Genomic DNA, 5,656 nt, shown 5'->3' on the forward strand with positions numbered 1-5,656 from the left:
CCCACGAGCGGGACACAGATTCCCACGAGCGGGACACAGATTCCCACGAGCGGGACACAGATTCCCACGAGCGGGAAAATCAAAGCCTGAAACCCTCACCAAATCTAGATTCCAGCACTCCTCAGATCTATCAGATCTATTCAGAGTTTATTCAGACTCTCTCAGAAGGAGAGAGAGAGAATTTTGAAAAATTTGTCAGGGACTCTTGGAAAAAGATAACCGCCAAAAATGGAGAGCCAGGGAAGGAAATTATCAGCCTAGAAAGGTTTCTCAATAAACCCTCAGACTTGAAAAACTGGTGGCAGAAATTTTTAAATTCCCCTTCGGGTCGCCAAGCAAAGAAGAAAGCCGCAACTGGGCAAGATTGGCACAATGACCCGCGCTTCAATGAATGGATTTGGGCAGCTTTTGAACGCGGTTATGAGTGGGTACACGAAAACGAAGCGGAGCGAGAGGTGCGTCAAGCTTTTTATGACTGGGCTTTTGCGGTTAATGCTTTTGAGGGGGTGTGCGTATGAACTTCCCGCAATTGCCCCGCGAACCCATTCGCCCAGAACTGGAAAAACCAGAGGCAGAAAAGGAACTTTGGCACCCAACGTGGAAATGCTTCTGCTGCCAAGATACGGGGAAAGTCCAGCTTCACCTGATTCGGTTAGTCATTCCAGATTACGACCATCACCAGGATAAATCCGTGGTTTGTCAAAATCCCCAGTGCCAAGCTGGGGAAATGATTCGAGGCAACCCCAACTACGACCAACGCTTTACAGCTAGCATCTGCGCCAAATTAGACAAATTTTCCCGTGAGGACTGGCGTTTAACACAAGCGCGAAAGTTTATCAACATCAAAGCTTTATCTGAAAAGATAGCGATGCCGGGAAGCTGTACTCGCACAGAAAACGATAACCGCGAAGTGCTTTTAAGAAAGCGTGAAATTGAAGCGATAACTCATGAGCAATGGATGGCAATGAGAAGCAAGTATTTAGGGGGTGAGTCAGATTGACTAAAGCTGACGAAGTTCGGCTGTTTGATGTTGAGCAGTACACCAAGCCCAAGCATAAGCACAAACGCGATTGGGACGGTGGAGTAGATCCAGCCTGGGAAGATGGCAGCGCATTTCCGCCACTGTGGAAGGTAGGCGCTCGCATTCGGGTTAAGATGACCGCCGAACTTCCTCAAGGCAAAACTTACCTGAATAGCAATGTGGGGACAGTCGCAGCCGTTAACGGTTTCTCAACGGAGGTTTTGTTCAATGAGTCCCAGAACTACGAGCCGCACACAGTCACACTTAGCAACGATTGCCTGGAACTATGCCCCAAGCCAAGAGACACCTCAGCCTCTTTGCAGGAATCGGAGGATTTGAGCAAGGAATTAGAATCGCCTCTTTTGATATCACCACCAAGCAATTCGTCGAACTTGACCCCGACGCCCAAGCCGTCCTGCTTGAGCATTACCCCAACATCCCCATCCACAGCGACATCAGGGACTTTTCCCCCAGAACTGAAATCCAAAATCCAAAGTCCAATTCCCCCAGAACCAAAATCCAAAATCCAAAGTTCAATTCCCCCAGAACTGAAATCTAAAATCCAAAATCCAATTCCCCCAGAACTGAGCAAAAAGCGCTCCGCTTCTGGCTGGCTGGAACACTACACCAAAAATAAAAAGCTTAAGGATGGAACCATTGCTACTTTTCCCAGAGTAGAAGGGCATCGGGAACCAGAGGAACCATCCCACTGGTACTGGGCATATAAATATGAAGAGAAAACCCCGATAGCTAAAAGCGCTAATGGCTGTATCACTAGGGCTTTTAGCGTTCCTTCGTCTCTTGTGTATTCGGTGAGGTATGCGATCGCATCCCGCTGGTCTATCTCAGATATCTTGCAGCTCCTCAAAAGCTGTTAACAGGTTTTAGTTCTGGGGGAAAAGTCGGTATGTGATTTTCCTTCTTGACACAGAAGGGCATGGCAATCGCCTCCCACTGGTCTATCTCAGATATCTTGCAGCTCCTCAAAAGCTGTTAACAGGTTTTAGTTCTGGGGGAAAAGTCAGCTAAGAAGCGATCGCCTTTGCCAATGAGAGAGCAGTTCGAGCTTGATTAGTGAGAAGATTTACTCTTACAATTTGCTACCGTGTCGCACTGCACACTTTAAAAGCCAGTTCAAAACTACCCATCAAAGGACAGTGAACAACCCCCAAACTGAATTTGACACCCTCTGGAAAGACATACTACAGCGATATTTTGAGGACTTTATCCTGTTTTTCTTCCCCCAAGCTCATAGCGAAATCTCCTGGAGCCGGGGCTTTGAGTTCTTGGACAAAGAACTGCAAGTGCGAATCGTTCTGTTGAAATAAGCTAAGTAACCTAGAACAGCTTAGGGATAACAGGCAGGGTATTAAGAAGAGGAAAACCTCAACAAAACCCTGACAACTGAAAGACCATGTAGGTGAGAATCCTACCCCGCAGGTGCAGCGGTGAAAGCATCACCCCCAGGTTCGCGACTAGTCATCAACGCCTGAAGCGGGGTGAAAAGGCAGTACTACTGGAAGCCTAATTCGGTACCCTGCCGAGCAAAGTACCCATGAATAAGGTAAAACCTGAAGATGTGTTTGATACATCGTTACCTTGACCCAGCGAAATAAGGCTGTTTGCGCTGGAGCCAAAAGGCAAAGGATAAGGGAGTTGGCGGGATTGTAGCCGACCAATATGCACTTCCAACAAACCCGGTGTAGAGCATCATCTCTAAAGGTACATAGAATGGTCTTTCGGAACGAGATAACCGCTCAGTTGCTCAATGGGAGAAGAATTCTTCCTTTGTAGGTACTAACCGGATGCAACGAGCAGGAAAGATTGAGTCAAAAGCGAAAGCCTGGGGTAATGCCCAGGATATGCAGACAGACTCACGGTGAAGTGGAAGATAAAGTTTCCAGTAGAAGTATAATGTCTAATACGAGTTTCAAGACTACGGTGGAATGGAACGCGATTAACTGGCGAAAGTTAGAGCGTCGCGTTTATCAGCTTCAAAAGAGAATTTATCAAGCCTCAAGTCGTGGTGATGTAAAAACATATCGCCGACTCCAGAAGACGTTGATGAAGTCTTGGTCAGCAAGAGCATTGGCGGTTCGTCGGGTGACCCAGGATAACCAAGGAAAGAAGACGGCAGGTGTGGATGGTGTAAAATCATTGTCTCCAAGCAAACGTCTACGCCTTGTAGGTGAATTAAAACTGGGGTCAAAGGTCAGCCCAACCAGGCGGGTATGGATTCCAAAGCCGGGAACGGAAGAAAAGCGACTTTTGGGTATACCGACAATTTTTGACCGCGCCTTGCAAGCCCTCGTCAAACTGGCATTAGAACCAGAATGGGAGGCGCGATTTGAACCTAATTCATACGGGTTCAGAGCCGGACGCTCATGCCATGATGCGGTTGAGGCAATCTTCAATGCAATTAAACAAAAGGCGAAATACGTCCTTGACGCGGACATTGCTAAATGTTTTGACCGTATTGACCATGAAGCACTGCTGCGGAAATTAAATACATCCCCCACCATCCGCCGACAAATTCGAGCATGGTTAAAAGCGGGGGTGATGGATGGAAAGCAGTTGTTTCCAACATCTGAGGGTACACCACAGGGTGGAACAATTTCACCCTTGTTGTCTAATATAGCCCTCCACGGGATGGAAAATCGCATTCAGGAATATGCCAAAACCCTAGACATGAAAAAGTCTCAAGGGACAGGACAAGCCAGTTGGCAAGTCAAATGCAAAACCTTAAACCTGATACGATATGCCGATGACTTCGTGATTCTCCACGAGGACATAACCGTCATCACTAGATGTCGAGAAATTATCTCCGAATGGTTACATAGCATGGGCTTGGAATTAAAACCAAGCAAGACGAGACTCACCCATACTCTCCATCAGTACGGAGAACAAAAACCAGGATTCGATTTCCTTGGTTTCAATATCCGACAATGGGCAGTAGGAAAAACTCACTCAAAGCAAGGTTTTAAAACCCTCATCACCCCAAGTCAAAAAAAGTGTTCGGTACATTATGACCAAATCGCAAGTCTCATAGATGCTCATAAGGCTGCCCCACAATCGGCACTCATCAGCCGACTTAATCCTATTATCCGGGGATGGTCGAATTACTATGCGACTGTAGTCAGTAAGGAAATCTACTCACAAATGGATTACCTGGTGTACCAAAAGCTCAGAGCTTGGGCAAAACGCCGTCATCCCAAAAAGAACGCTAATTGGGTGTCAAAAAAATATTGGCAATCAATAGACGGTGATAACTGGGTTTTTGCCATCAACAACGAAGGAAAATCTTCACTTCGTTTACTCAAACATGGTCACACTCCAATTGTGCGTCATGTGAAAGTCAAAGGCTCCTCGTCCCCATACGACGGAAACCTAGTTTACTGGAGTACAAGAATGGGTAACAATCCACAATTGCCACCTCAGGTAGCTAAACTCCTGAAAAAACAACTTGGAAAGTGTGCCCACTGCGGTTTGTTTTTTCGTGAGAATGATGTGATGGAAGTTGACCACAGAATTCCTAAATCGCTTGGTGGAAAGAATTCCTATGACAATTTGCAACTTCTCCACAGACATTGCCATGATACAAAAACTGCACATGATAGCAGTCATGGCGCTAAATCTGGCTGTAACAGTGCCAAGCCTAAGCCCACCAAAAGACTCGAAAAAGTCGCGGATAAATGGGTAATGAGGTATGCATGATAAGCACCTCTTCACTGAGGAGCCGTGTAACGGGAAACTGTTAAGCACGGTTTTGGAGAGCAACGGCTCTCGTGAGGGAGTCGTTGACTTTAATCAAGTGGTGCGGGATGCAGAACTAGGGCGGCGGCTGGTCGATAAACTCGTTAAGATTTATCGCACCGGGGGCGAAGAAGCATGGGTTTTAATCCATGTAGAAATCCAAAGCCAGGAAGAAAGCGATTTTGCCGAGCGGATGTTTGTGTACAACTACCGCATCTACGACCGTTACAAGCGCTCGGTCGCTTCTTTAGCGGTACTGGGAGACGAGCGCACAAGCTGGCGACCAAATCAATTTGGCTATCAGTTATTTGGCTGTGAAGTCGGGTTTAAATTTCCGGTGGTGAAATTGCTAGACTACCAAGAGCAGTGGTCAGAGCTAGAAGCCAGTCGCAACCCCTTTGCTACCGTAGTCATGGCTCATTGGGAGTGGTTGAGTAAAGTTGAGACATAAGTGATGGTTTTTTGGGTTCAGTAGTGGATGTAGGTTTTTCAACTGGCTTTGCCACTGGCACAGTTTCTTGTTCTACCGTGGTAGCCGAGTCTTGAGTTTCTGTCTCTTTGACGTGGGGTTGCTCCTTGGGGCCATAGACAAATTCACTCGCTAGGGCATCATCGAGGGGCTTTCGCTTCTTGGTACTCATGGCACCATCCCCATAATTTCTTTGAACAGCCGCTCATATTCCCTAGCCGACTCAGTTGCTGGACGACCTGGTAAATCCCAAATTGTTGCAGCTTGACCAAAGGTGTCTGCGATCGCTTGCTTATTGTGAATCACTGTCTTAAGCACCGTCACCTCTTTTGTTTTACCCAGGAGTGCGCGAGCTTCATCTAGTACTGTGCGACAGAAATAATCAGACAGTTTAAAATTGAGAAATGACATGA

6 protein-coding genes and 3 pseudogenes are annotated in these 5,656 nt (G+C 46.9%); 6 read left to right on the forward strand and 3 right to left on the reverse strand.

Annotated features, from left to right (window positions below):
- The 3 genes and pseudogenes from ACM0OZ_RS47470 to ACM0OZ_RS47480 form a co-directional block, all read left to right on the forward strand.
- A pseudogene (locus ACM0OZ_RS47470) lies at positions 1 to 518 on the forward strand (hypothetical protein); the annotation flags it as partial.
- Entirely contained in the window at positions 515 to 1,000 is a 486-nt protein-coding gene (locus ACM0OZ_RS47475; protein WP_414589926.1) for a hypothetical protein, read from the forward strand. The pseudogene ACM0OZ_RS47470 and the gene ACM0OZ_RS47475, both read left to right, overlap by 4 nt.
- Positions 1,001 to 1,307: 307 nt before the next feature.
- The gene (locus ACM0OZ_RS47480; protein WP_414589927.1) at positions 1,308 to 1,580 is read left to right on the forward strand and encodes a DNA cytosine methyltransferase; all 273 of its coding nucleotides are present in this window, start codon (positions 1,308 to 1,310) and stop codon (positions 1,578 to 1,580) included.
- 63 nt (positions 1,581 to 1,643) lie between these two features.
- On the opposite strand, the gene ACM0OZ_RS47485 is transcribed toward ACM0OZ_RS47480, so the two are convergent.
- Entirely contained in the window at positions 1,644 to 1,889 is a 246-nt protein-coding gene (locus ACM0OZ_RS47485; RefSeq protein ID WP_414589928.1) for a hypothetical protein, read from the reverse strand.
- Between the two features lie 289 nt (positions 1,890 to 2,178).
- Between ACM0OZ_RS47485 and ACM0OZ_RS47490 the strand changes: the two genes are divergently transcribed.
- The 3 genes and pseudogenes from ACM0OZ_RS47490 to ACM0OZ_RS47500 form a co-directional block, all read left to right on the forward strand.
- Positions 2,179 to 2,349 carry a hypothetical protein gene (locus tag ACM0OZ_RS47490; protein ID WP_414589929.1) on the forward strand — a complete coding sequence of 57 codons (171 nt, stop codon included), beginning with the start codon at positions 2,179 to 2,181 and terminating at the stop codon, positions 2,347 to 2,349.
- A 586-nt stretch (positions 2,350 to 2,935) separates the two neighbouring features.
- Complete coding sequence (ltrA, locus tag ACM0OZ_RS47495) at positions 2,936 to 4,735, forward strand: group II intron reverse transcriptase/maturase (protein WP_414589930.1); 1,800 nt, start codon at positions 2,936 to 2,938, stop codon at positions 4,733 to 4,735.
- Between the two features lie 85 nt (positions 4,736 to 4,820).
- A pseudogene (locus ACM0OZ_RS47500) lies at positions 4,821 to 5,207 on the forward strand (cytosolic protein); the annotation flags it as partial.
- On the opposite strand, the gene ACM0OZ_RS47505 reads toward ACM0OZ_RS47500, so the two are convergent.
- Together ACM0OZ_RS47505 and ACM0OZ_RS47510 are read right to left on the reverse strand one after the other, a co-directional pair.
- Positions 5,185 to 5,415: a hypothetical protein gene (locus ACM0OZ_RS47505; protein WP_414589931.1), complete on the reverse strand. Its 231-nt coding sequence runs from the start codon at positions 5,413 to 5,415 to the stop codon at positions 5,185 to 5,187. The pseudogene ACM0OZ_RS47500 and the gene ACM0OZ_RS47505 overlap by 23 nt on opposite strands.
- Positions 5,412 to 5,656 (reverse strand): annotated as a pseudogene (locus tag ACM0OZ_RS47510) (hypothetical protein); the annotation flags it as partial. The gene ACM0OZ_RS47505 and the pseudogene ACM0OZ_RS47510, both read right to left, overlap by 4 nt.

This window comes from Scytonema sp. PCC 10023, assembly GCF_963920835.1.
Lineage (GTDB): Bacteria > Cyanobacteriota > Cyanobacteriia > Cyanobacteriales > Nostocaceae > Kalymmatonema.

Excerpts from the sequence above, each read along its gene's own strand:
- ACM0OZ_RS47475 (WP_414589926.1), top strand. The coding sequence starts at position 515 with ATGAACTTCCCGCAATTGCCCCGCGAACCCATTCGCCCAGAACTGGAA.
- ACM0OZ_RS47480 (WP_414589927.1), top strand. The coding sequence starts at position 1,308 with ATGCCCCAAGCCAAGAGACACCTCAGCCTCTTTGCAGGAATCGGAGGA.
- ltrA (WP_414589930.1), top strand. The coding sequence starts at position 2,936 with ATGTCTAATACGAGTTTCAAGACTACGGTGGAATGGAACGCGATTAAC.
- ACM0OZ_RS47505 (WP_414589931.1), bottom strand. The coding sequence starts at position 5,415 with ATGAGTACCAAGAAGCGAAAGCCCCTCGATGATGCCCTAGCGAGTGAA.